The organism is Viridibacillus sp. FSL R5-0888 (genome assembly GCF_038009105.1).
GTDB lineage: Bacteria > Bacillota > Bacilli > Bacillales_A > Planococcaceae > Viridibacillus > Viridibacillus arenosi.
Map to the genome: position 1 here is coordinate 242,387 of NZ_JBBPAU010000001.1, position 16,856 is coordinate 259,242.

Below are 16,856 nucleotides of genomic sequence, written 5' to 3' on the forward strand. Positions count from 1 at the left end.
TAAAAAAAGCCTTATTGAATTTAAGTTTTCAATAAGGCTTTTTTTACTTATTGTCCGATTTGTTCTCGACGAAGTTGATCGGAGTATTGCAGTATTGATAGTGTATTATTGATGTTTTTTTGTGATCGGTTTGTAAGTTTTGCCCTTTTCATTGTTTCTCGCGTTAACAATGAGGCTGGGTGTTGAGCACTTGGTGCGATATACATCGTGTGATCGCTTATATAAGAGCCCCCAGGCAAGTAATAGCGCATGCCGAGTAGGTTATGTTCATATTGGAATAAGTTGTGTCCTATGAGCTGTGAAGTAGGTTCAATGCCAAGTAAATTTAAAAGTGTAGGCATTAAATCTGTTTGTCCACCAAGATGTGTAATTTGCTCATTGTCAAAAATTCCCGGTGCCGTAAATAGTACAGGTACTATGAATCGATCATTCAAATTGTAAGGATGGCCAAGTAAATCTTCCAATAGCACTTGGTCTTCTTCTGTTACAGGTTTTCCATGTAAACCAGAATGATCACCATAAATGAGAATAACGGAATTGTCGTACAATCCTAAACGCTTAAGATTAGCAACAAACTGTCCAATTTGCCTATCTGTATAACGAACTGATTGTAAATAGTCTCCAACATATGTGTCGTTGAATTTCGTTGGTAATTCTAGATATTTGTAGTCATCAGGCATTTTAAATGGCGTATGGCTAGTTAGTGTAATGATATTGGCGTAAACTTGATTGAATTGTCGTAACAAACTTTGTATTTGCGATTCAGCAAAACGAAATGTTACTTCATCTGCAGGACCAAAGCCGATAATTTGCTGCTCGGGAATATCATCTGAAGTATAGGTGTGGTCAAAGCCTAGAGCAGGATAAAGCTTATTTCGATTCCAATACGATATATCATCAGCATGAAATGTAGCTGTACCGTAACCTTCTGTACTTAGCATCCGAGGCAAGGAAGCAACCTCCGAATCCTTTAGTGAATTGACAGTAGGATCCATACCTTCAGGATAAAGCCCTGTATGCATAATCCATTCAGCATCTGAAGTGTTACCTGCACCGATTTGTTGGTAAACATTATTGAAATATGCACTATCCTTCAGTATCTTATTTAGATTTGGTGTAATTTCTTGGCCATTAATATCACGGTTAATAACAAAGTTTTGTAATGATTCTACTTGAATTACAAAGACGTTTCGGTTTTTAGCTACACCAAATGTTTTGTGTTTGTTAAATGGGACATAGTCATTGCCCTTTAGCCTTTCAAGATCGGCATCACTTAGCTTTTCTTGAGTAGCAAGCGCTACACCAAAGCTTCGCGCATACAATTGAACGATTTGGGATTGTAAGTAACCGTTTTCTTTGGCGAAATAAGATACATCGATAAGAGGCTGTCTAAATGCAAGTGCTGTCGTTACGATACCGATACAAGTGAAGGTAAATAGCCCTTTTCTTACGTCTGTGTAGGAAAGTTGGCGTTCTTTTGTGAAATAACGAATTAGGGGCAGCAACAAAACAATATCTAAGAAAAACAGGTAGTCATAAGGGGTTCCAAGTAAGGCAACGGTTCCACCGACTGAATGAGATTGATAAATTTGTTTGACGTCATAATATGAAGGTAATGTTGAAAAATATCGAGTGTAATACAATATGACGATAAATAATGCAGATAAAATGGTATTGAAAATCCATACAGCAAGCCATGTACGCTTTTTAAATAACACTACGACAAGAGTAAGTGCCAAAGCCCACATGGGGTACTCTAGTAACACAATTTGCGTAACCGAGCGGTTGTGGAAAATCACCGTACGAAATGCGATTATCTTCACAAGTAATACGATTAGAATGAGAGTATACGGATGTAGTAAATATTTCTTGCCCATATGAGCCAATTTGCTTTTCATTACACCATCACCTTTATGTAAAGTTCTACTAAATAACGTAACAACACCCAACTGGAAAATCAACTAATGTCACTGGAATTACTTAATTTTTTTAGAATATTTGTATTATAATATTTTTTGTTATTACTGTTTGATTTCTTTTCCAACATAAAATATCGTATACTTAATGATAAAATGGGCCTATTTAGGCTATAAGGAAGTGAAGTTTGTGACGAAAAAGTTATGGTTTCAAACAGGTGTCGGTATATTACTCGCTTTATTAATAGTTAAGTATTTTTTGGAAATAAAACATTTGTTTTATCCAGTGGTTATTATTGCAAGTGCAATTTTCACTCCACTTTTACTAGGCGGAATTTTATACTACATAACAGAGCCTATTCAGCGTTTTTTAGAGAAACGTAAATTTCCGCGATGGGCAAGTATTTTGACCATTATTATTGCATTAGTAGGAGCACTTGGGGGCTTTGTTTCGTGGATTGGTCCTTCTATTGCAGAACAGTTGAGTCATTTAATAAAGAGCACACCTTACTTAGCAAGTGAAATAACAGATATGGCTGATTATATCCAAGATAATCGTGGAAGTTTTCCATCTCAAGTAAATGAATTCATAGATAAGATGGCAAACTCTATTCAAAAATACGCAGTTATGACGAGTGTATTTTTAGTGCAACTAATACAAACGATTGTGTCGTGGGCATTTATCTTAATATTGGTGCCTTTCTTCTTTATCTTTATGTTAAAGGATCACGAGAAATTTGCACCTTCAATGTATAAACTGTTTTCTGGGAACCGTCGTGAATGGATAAAGAAAACACTGTCGGATATTGATGATGTGCTGCGTTCTTATATTCAGGGACAACTACTAATTAGTCTATTATTAGCTATTATGATGTATATCGGTTATTTAATAATTGGATTAGATTACGCATTGTTATTAGTTGTTTTTGCCTTTTTCATGAATGTCATTCCGTTTATTGGGCCATGGATTGCATTTGTCCCAGCTCTAATTATCGGGTTTTTACAAGAGCCGAAGTTAGCCATTTGGGTATGTGTTGTAACATTAGTAGCGCAACAGATTGATAGTAATTTAATTACACCGAATGTTATGGGTAAATCATTAGATATTCATCCACTAACTGTTATTACAATCATTTTAGCTGCAGGTAATATTGCAGGATTCCTAGGTATTTTACTTGGTGTCCCTGCTTATGCCGTTGGGAAAGTAATTGTAAAAAATGTTTATGAACATCGTAAAGAAATACGTTCAGCTGCAACAAAGAATGTTTAGGTGCCAAATATGGACAGTGAATTATTAAGAATATTTAATGATGAACATGAACCTATTGGTGAGGCAACTAGAGAAGAGGTACACGCGAAAGGCTTTTGGCATGAGACTTTTCATTGCTGGCTTGTTAGTAAGATAGAAGATAAGTATTATCTTTATTTTCAGCTTAGAAGTGCTTGTAAGAAGGATTATGCAAGTCAGTTTGACATAACGGCCGCTGGACATTTACTAGCGAATGAGCGAGCTCAGGACGGCTTTCGTGAATTACAAGAGGAGCTGGGTTTGCCACTTACGGTTGATGATATGAAAAAGATTGGGGTATTTGAAACGCGTATCCAACAACCACCAATGATCGATCTAGAATTTGCCCATGTGTACTATGTATTTAGTAACGCAGACTTTGAAGGATTTCAATTACAAGAGGAAGAAGTTGCTGGTATTGTTAGAGCAGAGCTTGGTACAGTGCAGGATTTCTACTCAGGTAAGCGTAAAACTTTATATGTCGAGGGGTTTGAAATCATCGAAGATGGAAAGAAGATACCTCTTGTAAAAAATGCTATACACGCTGATTTTGTTGAGCATAATGCATCCTACATGGATAATGTTTTATCAAAGCTAACGGAAGTTTTATAAGAGAAGCACGTTGCAAATGCAACGTGCTTCTTGTTTTGTTGAGAGACGTTTCGGCCGGACACTTAATGTCAAAGAGTGCCTTTGGTTCGAGCCTTCCAGTGCTTGTCGAGGGCCGACAGGATGTAGGTCAGATAGCCGTTGCCACAGGACGTGGCAGTTTTAGGCTATCTTCATTTATACGGGCCGCTTCAGCATTTAAGAAAGATATTCAGCTTCAGCGGCCAGACTCTCGAGGTCACTTTCACTTTCTCGGTCGAAAACTGTAAAGATGTTTTCGATTCGAAAGTTACAGTGCTTGTCGAGTCTTGACAGGCCGCTTCAGCATTTAGTATATCCAGCTTCAGGCGCTAGACTCTCGGGTCGTTTCGGTCTCTCGGCACAAGACAAAAAGCGCCTTGTGTTCGAGCCCTCCAACGCCTGTCGAGTCTGGTCAAGCGCCATCAGCATTTAATATGCCTTTGCCCATACGACCATTTTTTCTGCTGGTTTGCTGCAACAGATACATGTTTCTGAGATATGTTCTTGTTCGAATGGCATACATCGGGAAGTTGCACCTGTTTCTTCTTTTATTTTATCTTCACACGCTTGGTCACCACACCACATAGCCTTGATAAATCCTTGTCTTTCTTCAAGTTGTGCTTTGAATGCATCAAATGTTTGAACGGTAAATGTATTTTCTTCGCGGTGATTTAGTGCTTTATTGTATAAATCATTTTGAATTTCCTCTAACATTGCAGGTAATTTTACTTCTAGTTCATTAAGTGGAACGATAATTTTTTCCCCTGAGTCACGACGGGCTAGAACCACTTGATTATTTTCGATGTCCTTTGGCCCTACTTCAAGGCGTACTGGAATACCCTTCATTTCATACTCATTGAATTTCCAACCTGGTTTTTTATCACTAGCATCAATATTAACTCGTGCCACTTTTCCAAGACGTTCTTTTAAATCATAAGCAAAATCCAGGACGCCTTCTTTATGTTGAGCAATTGGTACAATCATTACTTGGGTCGGTGCAATACGTGGAGGAACGACTAGACCACGATCATCACCATGAACCATAATAAGTGCTCCTATTATACGTGTTGTGAAACCCCAAGATGTTTGATGAACAAATTGTTGTTTACCTTCTTTATCAAGATATTTAATATCAAATGCACGTGCAAAACCATCTCCGAAATTATGTGATGTTCCTGATTGTAATGCTTTCCCGTCATGCATTAGCGTTTCGATTGTGTAAGTGGATTCAGCGCCTGCAAATTTTTCCTTCTCAGTTTTTTGCCCTTTTAATACAGGGATAGCTAAGTACTCTTCACAAATTTGAGCATACACATTTAACATACGTAATGTTTCCTCTTGAGCTTCTTCTTGAGTAGCGTGAGCAGTGTGTCCCTCTTGCCATAAAAACTCAAGTGTACGCAAGAATGGACGTGTCGTTTTTTCCCAGCGTACAACATTAGCCCATTGGTTATATAGCTTTGGTAGATCACGATAAGAATGAATAATATTAGCATAGTGTTCGCAGAATAGTGTTTCTGAAGTTGGACGTACAACTAAGCGCTCTTGTAGTTTTTCATCCCCACCATGCGTAACCCATGCCACTTCGGGTGCAAATCCTTTTACGTGATCTTTTTCTTTTTGTAAAAGTGATTCAGGTATGAATAAAGGCATATAAACATTTTCATGACCTGTTTCTTTCAGTTTTGTATCGAGTTCATTTTTGATATTGTCCCACAATGCATAGCCATAAGGACGTATAATCATTGAACCACGAACACTTGAATAATCGATTAAATCAGCTTTTGTTACAACGTCTGTATACCATTGAGCAAAATCCTCATCCATTGCTGTTACGTCTTTTACAAATTGTTTTGCCATTATAAACACCCCTTCTTTAAAATAAAAAGCCCCGCCTTAAATAAGGGACCCATTACGGCGGTACCACCCTTATTTAAAGCGAAGCTTTACTCTCAAACATGTTAACGACTGTCGCCGCGCCATTTTTCAATGACGAACTCGAAGGTAGGTTCAAGAAGCTGTTAATGAGAATCTTCCACCAATCAATTCTCTCTCTATAAAAACAGGTCATTCTTTACTAATCCTTGTCTTAGTTTCAATTATTGTTGTTTGTGATTATAGTATTGTCTAAATAGTATGTCAATACTATATAATATTATTCAAAAGATAGGGGAGTTGTTAATGAAAAAAATTTACATTATTCGTCATTGTAAGGCTTATGGTCAAGAAAAAGAGGCCACTCTTACAAGTGAGGGTATTGAGCAGGCTAAACAATTAGCAGAGAGATTACAACAATACGATATAAAGAGAGTTATTTCTAGTCCATTTACAAGAGCAATCCAAACGATAGAACCATTTTCCAAGAAAATGAAAATAGAAGTTGAACAGGATGAAAGACTAGCTGAACGTGTTTTAAGTACACAAAATTTTGATGATTGGTTAGAAAAGTTGGAACAAACTTTTCTCGATGAAAACTTAAGGTACATAGGTGGAGAATCAAGCAAAGAAGCAGTTGTACGAATTGAACAGTTAATCAAAGAATTACTCGAATCATCTATTGCTGATACTGCAATTGTTTCGCATGGCAATCTATTATCATTACTCATTACAAAATACAATTCGAAATTTGGTTTTACAGGATGGAAAACTATGAGAAATCCTGATGTATTTTTATTGACGAAAGATGGACAAGATGTTGATATAAAGCGAATTGATATGTAAAAAATGCTATACTAAAGGTTGAATGCAAACGAAAAAGGAGTAAATTATGTTAACATTTGAACAAAAACAAGCGATCATCGAAAGTTTCCCTCAATTAACTCGTAAAGAAATTTCGATGAAACGATTAAATTATCACTTTGATGGTAGCCAATATGAGAAAAAAATTGTGGTAGAAAAATTACACCCAAACGGTAACGGTTTTGTTTACGTAGGAGATTTACTACGTTATAAATCAGACGATCGTGGTTTAGTAAATATTCGTGATTTCTCTGAGCAAGAGCTACGTGAAATTATCGAAGATTCCCTTACGTACTTATCTGAAATTGATGAAGTAGTTCCTGAAGTGAGAATTGAGCAAAGCTGGCGTAACCGTAATGATGACCAACTTCTTTTAGTAGAAGAAGATCCTTTTTGGAATGTTTATCATGGCTTCAATTTAGAAGAAAGCTTCGGAACTCGTGATGATGCGGAAAACTATTTATATTCTGAAGGCTTTAAGCCGTCTAAAAAATGATGATAACAATATCGTTTATTGGCGGTATTTGAACGACCACCAATGGACTTGCTGTTACTAGCTGATCCGTCTGAGCACATGATTGCACAATATATTCGCGATGGTAATTATTATATCGCGAGTATGGCGGGTGAGGATGTTGGGGTGGTCGTTTTGTTGATTCATAATACAGAAGCCATCGATATAATGAACATTGCTGTAGTTGGAAAATGGCAAGGACAAGGGTTTGGTAAGTCACTTATTCAGCACGTCATAAGTGAAGCGACAGCCGGTGGTTATCGTCGAATTCTAATTGCTACTGACAACTCTAGCATTGGGCAACTGGCGCTGTATCAAAAATATGGATTCCACATGATCAAAATTGAATATGATTATCTTATTAATCATTATAAGAAGAAATTTTTGAGAACAGTATACAATTTCGAAATCGGATAGTTCTCGCAAAGGAATGCTAAAGGAAGTAGGTAATTTTATGTCTGGCAAAAAGACAGTTATTGCATTAATTAGTGTCGTAATAATTGCAGTTATATTGATTGTCCTTTCAATTCAACTATTTTATAAGAATCATCCTAAGCAAAGTTCCAAAGCATATTCATTGACTCCTATTACTGTTCAATCTATAATTATCTCGAATTCAAGATATTGATTATAGAATATAGATAGGGGGGTTCTCCATGCAACATATTTTCATTAAAGGTACTGACGATAGTAAGCCAACATTGTTATTGCTACATGGTACTGGTGGGAATGAACATGATTTAATTTCTTTAGCAAAAGAGATTGATCCAACAGCTTCTCTTTTAGGTGTACGAGGAAATGTTGTAGAGAATGGCATGCCACGCTTTTTCAGACGTTTAGCAGAAGGCGTTTTTGATATGGAGGATTTAGAGGTCCGTACAAAAGAATTGGCTGAATTTATCGACGAAGCAGCAGTGCAATATGGCTTCAATCGAGATAATATTGTAGCAATTGGCTATTCAAACGGGGCAAATATTGCAGGTAGTTTGTTATTCCGTAATGGGCCAATCGTGAAAGGTGCTATTTTACATCATCCAATGGTTCCAAGAAGAGACATTGAAGTACCGGTATTATCACAGTTACCAATCTGGATTGGTGCTGGTAAAAACGATTATATGTGTCCTCCTCAAGAATCAAAAGATTTAGAAGGATTGTTAACAGCAGCAGGGGCAGAAGTAGAAGTATATTGGAGCGACTATGGTCATCAGTTAACACATGATGAATTAAAAGCAGCAAAAGTTTGGTATGCAAATCACTTTTAATAAATATGAAAAGAGGCAACCTGATTATTAACAGATTGCCTCTTTTTTATTTGCGATTTTTCTTTTGAAATGGCATCCACCAGTTCCAGTCACCTAATAATTTCATCAGACTTGGTACGAGCATTAGACGTATAATTGTTGCATCAATAGCAATGGCAATGGCAATGCCGACGCCTATTTGCTTCACAGGCATTACATCTGTGAAGGCGAATGCACCTGTTATAACAATCATAATTAACGCAGCAGACGTAATGATTTTACTTGTAGAAGTAAGTCCATCAATGGTAGCGCGCGTATTACTCGCTCCTTTTTCATATTCTTCTTGAATTCTTGAGATAAGGAATACTTCATAGTCCATACTTAAGCCGAATACAAGACAAAATGTAATAACAGGTATGATTAATACAATTGTCCCTTCCTCTATTCCGAAACTTCCGTATTGGAAGATATATACAAGGATTCCGAAAGCTGATGATAAGCCAATAATATTCATTAAAATAGCCTTTATAGGAATTAACACCGAATGGAATGCAAGCATTAGAATAAAGAATGTAGAAACAATAATAATGGATAAGGCTATGACGATTTTATTTGAAATTTCATCGAAAATTTCTTGATTAAACTTCGCTTCTCCACCAAGTTTAAAGTTCATGTTTAAATCTTTATCCGACCACTTTCTCACCCAATCTTGTGCCTTTGTAGATGCTCCTTTAGCATCTAATGTAATTGGGATAAACAACTGTTTGTCGTGAATGAAAGTTTCCTTTAAAGGCTTAAGTTGTTCGCTAGCAGAAAGGTTTTTCATACTTTGCTGCCAGTCCTCTACGTGATTGATTTTAGATTCCGTGAAAATGGTCTTCACATCGAGGACTAAGTTATCTTTCTGTAATGCTTTTTGTAGCTTTAGGATGTCATTTAAACCAGCTTTGGAATCCCATCCATCTTCACGTTCTGCTAATAAATAAACTGTAGAATATTTACCTAAATCAAATTCTTTTTGTAATTTCTCAAAAGAAGTACGAGAATCATATGAAGTTGGTAAAGCATCCATTTGTGGAATAGTTAGTTTCATATCTTTCACAGGGACAATACCTATTCCTAAGATAATCAAGGAAATAATAGCGATTGTCACTGGACGTTTCATAACCAGTGTTGCAAAACTACGCCAACGCGATACACTATTCGGTTTCACCCGAATAATCTTCCATTTATTTAAGCGATCACCCAATAACAATATGCTTGCAGGTAACAAAGTTAATGAAGCAACAACTGCTAGGAAAACTGCAATCGTACCACCTAGTGCGATATTATGGAATATTTCTACTTGGATAACAATCATCGCACCGAGACCAATCATGACACAAAATGCAGAAAAAATAATCGAGCGTCCGGCAGTTTGAATCGTTGTTTGCACAGCTTGTTGAATGGTAGAGTGCAATCTTTCCTCACGATAACGATTGATAAACAACAATGCGAAATCTATGCTGAGTGCTAGCCCAAGCATAGGGATAATATTCATTATGAAGATGGATAAATCAAACTGTCCACTCAGCATAGATAGTATGCCAAACGCAGATACGACGGTAATGATACCAATTACAATTGGTAGAATTGAAGCAACAACGCTACCAAATGCTAGTAATAAAACAAGTACTGCAATGGGTAATCCAATTGCTTCTGCGTTAGCTAAATCCTTTTGACTGGCTGTATTAAGATCGGATGAAATCACCGATCCACCTGTAATAGTAATTCCTTGTTTATTGTTTATTTTATCTCGTATTTTCGGTACTACAATGGACATATCCTCTATGGTATTATCGAAATTTAAAATAGCATAGGAGATATTTTTTTTATGAAGTTCCGAGTTCTTTAAAGGAGATTGAATAGAATCGATTTCCTCTACTTCTTCGATTTTCTGTAAAGTCGCTTTAATATCTTCGTCTTTAACTTTATCAAATACGACAAATATGGTTTCAGCAGGTAGACCAAATTCTTCTGTTAGTTCGTTCATAACAGCTTGATGATCGCCATTTACTTTAAAACCATCGCCTTTTAATTGACCAGGTAATTGAATAGCAAAGTATGCAAAGATAATGAACAATGCACACCAAATCGTTGCAATTATTTTATAATATTTTGTTATGAATCGAGATAAACTTTGCAAATGTATGTACCACCTTTCTTAAACAACTCTATGTGATTAGTGTAAAGCATTCTGTCTTACTTTGTCGTTAAACAGTCAAAATTTTTACATAAAAAAAGTTCCCATCCTATAGCGAATGGAAACCTAATAAGGTAATTATTAGATAAATAAGTTGAGAACAAAAAAGATAGCTGCTCCCATTATTGCAGATGTTGGTAAAGTGATAATCCACGTAAGAACGATTTTCTTTGCTACGCCCCATTTAACACCTTTTACACGTTGAGCCGAACCAACCCCCATGATAGAAGAGGAGATAACATGTGTTGTACTTACAGGTAAATGAAGTTGTGTAGCTCCGAAAATAACAGCGGCAGAAGCTAAATCAGCAGCTGCTCCATTAACAGGTCGGATTTTCATGATTTTACCGCCAACAGTTTTGATAATTTTATATCCACCAATGGATGTACCTAATCCCATTGCAGTTGCAGCTGCAATACGTACCCACATTGGAATATCGTCACCAGTTTGTAATCCAGCAGCAATTAAAGCCATTGTAATAATACCCATTGATTTTTGAGCATCGTTTGTACCGTGGGTAAAAGATTGTACCGCAGCAGTGAAAATCTGTAGTCTACGGAATCCTTTATTCGTACGGTATAAGTTTAAGTCTTTGAATACCACTTTGAAAATGGACATCATGATAAAACCAGCAACGATAGCAATAAATGGTGAGTAGATTAATGCTTTAATAATTTTGATAAATCCTTCATAGTTCAATACAGCAAAACCTGCAGCAGCAATCGCTGCACCAGCTAAAGAGCCGATTAGAGCATGCGATGAACTAGATGGAATACCATAATACCAAGTTACTAAGTTCCAAATAATTGCGGATAGCAAAGCGGCTAAAATAATGACAACCCCGTTATCAATTGCAAAAGGGTCAACGATATCTTTGGCCAATGCTTTTGCTACACCTGTAAATGTTATTGCACCTATAAAGTTCATAGTTGCGGCCATTAATACAGCTACACGAGGTGGTAATGCACGTGTAGAAACAGCAGTTGCGATGGCATTTGCAGTATCGTGAAAACCGTTAATGAAGTCGAATAATAATGCAAAAACAACAACAAGAATGGTTAAAAATAGAACTGTATCCAATATATCTACATCTCCTAGGCGTTACGCATTATAATTGTATCCATTGTATTTGCAACATCTTGGCAGTAATCAGCTACTTCTTCAAGTTGTTCGTAAATATCTTTGAATTGAATTATGCGAATAGGATCTTTTTCATGTAAGAATAGTTGTTTAATTGAAGTGCGAAGAACGTCATCACATTTGCGCTCATAGTCTTTAATGAGGATGGAATGATCACGCATATCGATCAGTTTTTTATTTGTTAAATGTCCCATTGCTGCGACAATTTCATCTGTACTTTTTACGATATATTTAAGGAAATCACGCATATAATCGTCTACCTCTGTTAATGAGAACATCTCGAAGTGGGCGATACAGCCTTCAATGCCATCAAGAACATCATCCATACGTACAGCTAATTCCAAAATATCTTCACGTTCGATCGGTGTCATAAATGATTTGTTTAACATGAAAATTAATTCATGAATTAATTTATCTCCATCGGTCTCATACTGTTTTAATGTTACGCTAAGCTCTTTTAAATCTGCGATGCTTGTAATTTTAAAATCATCTGCATAATGTACAGCTTCATTAACTGTTTCTGCAATTTTCAACAGCGACGCAAAAAAAGGGTCTTGTTTTTTTGAGCTAAACATGTGAATCCTCCTAGGTTGAATATCAACTTATCAATCTCTTTTAACGCTACACAATCATAACAAAATGCAATAGGAATCCCCACATTATTTACATAATTTCGACTAAAATTTACATTCCCGTAACATTAGAAATAATTATAAATAAAATGTGTAAATTATTTGAAAAAAATGAAACTTTATCTCCACTTAACCGTATAACGTATTGTAAGGAAAATAACATAAGTATGAGAGGTGAGTCTAATAGAACTGTTTGGTATAGCAATCCAACAAGTATATTTATATTCCCTAATAATTTTTGCAGTATGCATGGTCTTATTTTTATTTTTTGGAGATGTAATTGATGGTGTTGGAGAAGGTATTCCGTTTTTTAATCCAGCGGTTATTCTTTCTTTTTTAACATTCTTTGCAGCAATTGGTTTCATCTTAGAAAGTTTAACGTCATTTTCTAGTATCATGATCATCGCAATTGCAACAATTATCTCTACCGTATTAAGTGTATTGCTCTATTTCTTTATCTTATTACCATTAAAATCAGCAGAAGTATCAATGGCATATACTGATGAGTCATTGGCAGGGCAAATTGGTAAGGTAATCGTACCTATTCCTGTTGATGGGTTCGGTGAAGTTGTTATTGAAACTATAAATGGTTTAATTTCAAAACGTGCTGTAGGTTTTGATAATGAGGAAATTGAGTATAATCAACAGGTCCTTATAGTAGAAGTAAAAGAAGGCACGGTGTATGTCAGAGCATATGAACCGATGTTTTCAAATTAGATTAAAGGGGGAAATGAAATGGATTTTGGAAATATAGGGTTATTAGTCGTAATAGGAATTGTAGCTTTTGTATTATTAGCGATTATTGGTGTTTATGTAACAAAATACCGAACAGCAGGTCCAGATGAAGCGCTGATCGTAACAGGTAGTTACTTAGGATCAAAAAACGTACATACAGACGAATCAGGTAATCGAATTAAAATTATCCGTGGTGGTGGTACATTCGTACTTCCTGTATTCCAGCAAGCAGAACCATTAAGCTTATTATCTAGTAAACTAGAAGTCACTACACCTGAAGTATATACAGAGCAAGGTGTTCCAGTAATGGCAGATGGTATTGCAATCATTAAAATCGGCGGGTCTATTTCTGAAATTGCTACAGCAGCAGAGCAGTTTTTAGGCAAACCTAAAGAAGAACGCGAAAATGAGGCGAAGGAAGTTTTAGAAGGTCATCTACGTTCGATTTTAGGTTCTATGACAGTTGAAGAAATTTATAAAAACCGCGATAAATTTTCTCAAGAAGTTCAACGCGTCGCATCACAAGATTTAGCGAAAATGGGTTTAATCATCGTTTCATTTACAATCAAGGATGTACGTGATAAAAACGGTTACCTTGATTCATTAGGGAAGCCAAGAATAGCACAAGTAAGACGTGACGCTGACATTGCAACAGCAGAGGCAGAAAAGGAAACACGTATTAAACGTGCTGAATCAGATAAAGAAGCGCAAAAAGCAGAGCTTGAACGTGCCACTGAAATTGCAGAAGCAGAAAAAGAAAACCAATTAAAAGTAGCTGAATTCCGCCGCGAGCAAGATGTCGCTAAAGCCCGTGCTGACCAAGCATATGAGCTAGAATCAGCTAAAGCAAAACAAGAAGTAACAGAACAAGAAATGCAAGTTCGTATCATCGAGCGTCAAAAACAAATTGAATTAGAAGAAAAAGAGATTCTTCGTCGTGAGAAACAATACGATTCTGAAGTGAAGAAGAAAGCCGACGCGGATCGTTATGCAATAGAGCAAAACGCAGCAGCGGATAAAATGAAACAATTAGCTCAAGCTGATGCGGAGAAATATAGCATTGAAGCTAGAGCGAAAGCTGATGCAGAAAAAGTACGTTTAGATGGTCTTGCAAAAGCTGACTCTGAACGTGCACAAGGTGAAGCCGAAGCAGATATTATCCGTCTTAAAGGTCTTGCGGAAGCAGAAGCGAAACGTAAGATTGCCGAAGCGTTCGAGCAATATGGCCAAGCAGCTGTACTTGATATGGTCATTCACATGATGCCTGAATACGCGAAACAAGTTGCTAGTCCGCTTTCAAATATCGACAAAATAACAGTCGTTGATACAGGAAGTGGTGGTGAAGGCGGCGGTGGTGCTAACAAAGTCACTGCTTATGCAACGAACTTAATGTCTACTTTACAAGAATCTCTTAAAGAGACATCGGGGATTGATATGAAAGAGCTAATAGAAAACTACTCGGGCAAAGGTACGATTCGCCCAAGTATCGAAAGATTAGCTGATGAAATCCAAGGTAAGTCAACTGCATCAACAACTGCAGTTATTGAACCAAAAGAAGAAGCTTAAATAAAAGGGCTGGCTCATGAAAATGAGTCAGCTTTTTATGTATAAAAAGAATAAGACTTGTCTAACTATATAAAAAGCCTACTACTTAATAATAATGTTGCTTATTTGTCATACAAGTTTAAATACTTATTAAGGTACAATAGGGGAAAAGTGTGTGAAGGAGTTATTAGTAATGAAATTTAAATGGTTTACGTTATTACTAGCTGGTTCTATGATATTGACTGCTTGCAGTAGTGGTGAGGACAAGGCAGAAGAACCGGTAAAACAAGAAAAACACAATGAAGAATCAGGACATCAACACACTGTAGCTAATGGTGATATTCAAGAGACGACAGCTTCAGCAGATGTTCTTCCAAGTTTTTTAGATAAACAATCTGAAGATTTGAAGCTTGTTTATAAGGCGACAGGTCAAGCAACAGAGATTCTTAAATGGATACCTTGCTATTGTGGATGTGGAGAAAGTGCAGGCCATAAAAGCAATATGAACTGCTTTGTTAAAGAAGTGAAAAAGGATGGCTCAATCGTTTGGGATGATCATGGAACAAGATGTGTAGCTTGTGTAGAAATCGCAATCCAATCAATTAAAATGGCGCAAGAGGGTAAGTCTTTAAAGGAGATTCGTGATGTAATTGATGATGCTTATAAAGAAGGTTACGCTAAACCTACGCCAACGCCAATGCCAGCTTAATCGTATAATCCAACCTTGTATAATTTTTTATACAAGGTTTTTTTATTTCAAACAGCAGATAAGACATTTCAATGAGAAAGCGTTATCATAAATAACAGAAAGGTAATAAATTTCGTAGAAAAACAAGGGAGATGGATGATTTTGGATTATCGTATTGAACATGATTCTATGGGAGAAGTAAAAGTACCAGCAGCACATAAATGGGGAGCTCAAACACAGCGTAGTAAAGAAAATTTTAAAATTGGTACAGAACAGATGCCAATTGAATTTATTTATGCATATGCACTTCTTAAAAAAGCAGCAGCGACTGTCAGTGCTGAACTTGGTAATCTGTCACAAGTTAAGGCCAATGCCATTGTTCACGCAGCTGATGAAATTATTGCAGGTAAATGGGATGAAGAATTCCCACTTGTTGTGTGGCAAACGGGTAGTGGTACGCAAACTAATATGAATGTCAATGAAGTAATCGCTCATCTAGGAAATGCATATTTGCAAAAACAAGGTAGTGATGAAAGACTGCACCCAAATGATGATGTTAACAAATCTCAAAGCTCTAACGACTCATTTCCGACAGCTATGCATATTGCTGCTATTACTGTTGTTACGAATGATTTACTACCAGCTCTACAAGAGATAAAAGAAACATTGCAGGCGAAAGCTGAGCAATTTAAAATGACGATTAAAATTGGCCGTACGCATTTGCAAGATGCAACACCTCTAACACTTGGTCAAGAGATAAGTGGATGGTTGCATATGATTGAGAAATCAGAACAAATGATAAAGCAAAGTAAAGAACATTTGCTAGAGCTTGCTATCGGTGGAACAGCAGTAGGGACGGGCATTAATGCACCTAGCGAATTCGGTGATCTTGTTGCAAATGCTTTAGATAAAGAAACGGGACTCCAATTCGTTTCATCTGCAAACAAATTCCATGCACTCACAAGCCATGATCAAATTGTTCATGTGCATGGTGCTTTAAAAGGCTTAGCAGCAGATATGATGAAAATTGCCAATGATGTGCGATGGCTTGCAAGTGGTCCTCGAAGTGGTATCGGTGAAATTACCATTCCTGAAAATGAACCGGGTAGCTCGATTATGCCGGGTAAAGTGAACCCGACGCAAAGTGAAGCTGTAACGATGGTGGCGACGCAAGTTATGGGGAATGATGTGACGATCGGTATTGCAGCTAGTCAAGGAAATTTTGAACTCAATGTATTTAAGCCAGTTATTCTATACAACTTCATGCAATCTGTCCGTTTGTTAAGTGATGTTATCCGAAGCTTTAACGAACACTGTTTGGTAGGCATTGAGGCAAATGAAGAAAAGCTAGACCATTTTGTGAAAAATTCACTTATGTTAGTAACAGCACTTAATCCACATATTGGTTATGAAAATGCAGCTAAAATAGCGAAGCATGCACATAAAAATGGCCTAACATTAAAAGAAGCAGCACTTGAAACAGGGTTATTAACTGAAGCTCAATTTGATGAAATCGTAGATCCAGTGAAGATGATTCAATTTTAAA

At 36.7% G+C, this 16,856-nt stretch carries 16 protein-coding genes and 1 other annotated feature; of the genes, 11 read left to right on the forward strand and 5 right to left on the reverse strand.

Translation table 11 applies throughout. The features are described from left to right. Positions 1 to 47: 47 nt before the first annotated feature. Positions 48 to 1,898, reverse strand: coding sequence for an LTA synthase family protein (locus tag MKY02_RS01275; protein WP_246832127.1), 1,851 nt, complete (start codon positions 1,896 to 1,898; stop codon positions 48 to 50). A gap of 208 nt (positions 1,899 to 2,106) precedes the next feature. Between MKY02_RS01275 and MKY02_RS01280 the strand changes: the two genes are divergently transcribed. Then, on the forward strand, positions 2,107 to 3,186 hold the full coding sequence (locus MKY02_RS01280) for an AI-2E family transporter (protein ID WP_076034758.1): 1,080 nt from the start codon (positions 2,107 to 2,109) through the stop codon (positions 3,184 to 3,186). A gap of 9 nt (positions 3,187 to 3,195) precedes the next feature. After that, positions 3,196 to 3,816, forward strand: a complete 621-nt coding sequence (locus tag MKY02_RS01285; protein ID WP_076034759.1) for an NUDIX hydrolase — start codon at positions 3,196 to 3,198, stop codon at positions 3,814 to 3,816. 447 nt (positions 3,817 to 4,263) lie between these two features. On the opposite strand, the gene proS is transcribed toward MKY02_RS01285, so the two are convergent. Next, entirely contained in the window at positions 4,264 to 5,694 is a 1,431-nt protein-coding gene (proS, locus tag MKY02_RS01290) for a proline--tRNA ligase (protein ID WP_038186296.1), read from the reverse strand. A gap of 40 nt (positions 5,695 to 5,734) precedes the next feature. Further along, positions 5,735 to 5,934, reverse strand: a binding site (T-box leader). A gap of 81 nt (positions 5,935 to 6,015) precedes the next feature. On the opposite strand from proS, the gene MKY02_RS01295 reads away from it, so the two are divergent. The 5 genes from MKY02_RS01295 to MKY02_RS01315 are packed head-to-tail and all read left to right on the forward strand — an operon-like array spanning position 6,016 to position 8,349. Beyond that, positions 6,016 to 6,555, forward strand: a complete 540-nt coding sequence (locus tag MKY02_RS01295; protein WP_038186294.1) for a histidine phosphatase family protein — start codon at positions 6,016 to 6,018, stop codon at positions 6,553 to 6,555. 46 nt (positions 6,556 to 6,601) lie between these two features. Further along, a complete protein-coding gene (locus tag MKY02_RS01300; protein WP_038186292.1) occupies positions 6,602 to 7,069 on the forward strand; it encodes a hypothetical protein in 468 nt (155 codons plus the stop codon). Positions 7,070 to 7,111: 42 nt separating this feature from the next. After that, positions 7,112 to 7,504, forward strand: coding sequence for a GNAT family N-acetyltransferase (locus tag MKY02_RS01305; protein WP_235175746.1), 393 nt, complete (start codon positions 7,112 to 7,114; stop codon positions 7,502 to 7,504). 37 nt (positions 7,505 to 7,541) lie between these two features. Further along, complete coding sequence (locus tag MKY02_RS01310; protein ID WP_155981193.1) at positions 7,542 to 7,715, forward strand: hypothetical protein; 174 nt, start codon at positions 7,542 to 7,544, stop codon at positions 7,713 to 7,715. A gap of 28 nt (positions 7,716 to 7,743) precedes the next feature. After that, positions 7,744 to 8,349, forward strand: coding sequence for an alpha/beta hydrolase (locus MKY02_RS01315; RefSeq protein WP_038186290.1), 606 nt, complete (start codon positions 7,744 to 7,746; stop codon positions 8,347 to 8,349). Between the two features lie 46 nt (positions 8,350 to 8,395). Here MKY02_RS01315 and MKY02_RS01320 read toward each other — a convergent pair whose 3' ends face one another. The 3 genes from MKY02_RS01320 to MKY02_RS01330 all read right to left on the reverse strand — a co-directional run bounded on the left by MKY02_RS01320 (position 8,396) and on the right by MKY02_RS01330 (position 12,285). Beyond that, positions 8,396 to 10,513: an MMPL family transporter gene (locus MKY02_RS01320; RefSeq protein ID WP_340710504.1), complete on the reverse strand. Its 2,118-nt coding sequence runs from the start codon at positions 10,511 to 10,513 to the stop codon at positions 8,396 to 8,398. 138 nt (positions 10,514 to 10,651) lie between these two features. Next, positions 10,652 to 11,650, reverse strand: a complete 999-nt coding sequence (locus MKY02_RS01325) for an inorganic phosphate transporter (protein ID WP_038186286.1) — start codon at positions 11,648 to 11,650, stop codon at positions 10,652 to 10,654. A 14-nt stretch (positions 11,651 to 11,664) separates the two neighbouring features. After that, the gene (locus tag MKY02_RS01330; RefSeq protein WP_038186284.1) at positions 11,665 to 12,285 is read right to left on the reverse strand and encodes a DUF47 domain-containing protein; all 621 of its coding nucleotides are present in this window, start codon (positions 12,283 to 12,285) and stop codon (positions 11,665 to 11,667) included. Positions 12,286 to 12,525: 240 nt separating this feature from the next. Between MKY02_RS01330 and MKY02_RS01335 the strand changes: the two genes are divergently transcribed. The 4 genes from MKY02_RS01335 (at position 12,526) to fumC (ending at position 16,855) form a co-directional block, all read left to right on the forward strand. Then, complete coding sequence (locus MKY02_RS01335; RefSeq protein WP_164491934.1) at positions 12,526 to 13,059, forward strand: NfeD family protein; 534 nt, start codon at positions 12,526 to 12,528, stop codon at positions 13,057 to 13,059. 18 nt (positions 13,060 to 13,077) lie between these two features. After that, complete coding sequence (locus MKY02_RS01340) at positions 13,078 to 14,643, forward strand: flotillin family protein (RefSeq protein ID WP_038186282.1); 1,566 nt, start codon at positions 13,078 to 13,080, stop codon at positions 14,641 to 14,643. A 172-nt stretch (positions 14,644 to 14,815) separates the two neighbouring features. Then, positions 14,816 to 15,331: a PCYCGC motif-containing (lipo)protein gene (locus MKY02_RS01345; RefSeq protein WP_340710505.1), complete on the forward strand. Its 516-nt coding sequence runs from the start codon at positions 14,816 to 14,818 to the stop codon at positions 15,329 to 15,331. 141 nt (positions 15,332 to 15,472) lie between these two features. Beyond that, complete coding sequence (gene fumC, locus MKY02_RS01350; RefSeq protein WP_076034761.1) at positions 15,473 to 16,855, forward strand: class II fumarate hydratase; 1,383 nt, start codon at positions 15,473 to 15,475, stop codon at positions 16,853 to 16,855. The last annotated feature ends 1 nt before the right edge of the window (position 16,856 follow it).